Origin of the sequence: Vogesella mureinivorans (assembly GCF_007644035.1) — a bacterium.
Classification (GTDB): Bacteria; Pseudomonadota; Gammaproteobacteria; order Burkholderiales; family Chromobacteriaceae; genus Vogesella; species Vogesella mureinivorans.
The window spans coordinates 1-316 of the sequence record NZ_VMTV02000830.1 but is presented as its reverse complement, the minus strand read 5'-3'; the positions used below and the strand labels follow the sequence as shown (position 1 = coordinate 316).

Genomic DNA, 316 nt, shown 5'->3' with positions numbered 1-316 from the left:
CATAGCGCTGGGGCCAAGGGGGGGATAGCGACTCCCAAGCCATCGGTCGCAGCAAGGGAGGGTTGAGTACCAAGATTCATGCCATTGTCGATGCGCTGGGTAACCCGACCGGGTTTCACCTCACCCCAGGCCAGGCCTGTGACCTAGATGGAGCCGATGTGTTGCTGGAGGCGTTTAACGCCGATACGCTGCTGGCTGACAAAGCCTATGACGCCAACAAACGGGTGCTTGAGCGATTGGAACGCCAGGGTAAGACGGCGGTTATTCCCCCCAAGCGCAACCGCAAGACACCTCGGGACTATGACCAGGAGTTATA

The 316-nt window shown here is 58.9% G+C and carries 1 pseudogene; it reads left to right on the top strand.

Going from position 1 to position 316, the window contains the following annotated elements:
* Positions 1-316: pseudogene (locus FLQ44_RS19830) on the top strand (transposase); the annotation flags it as partial.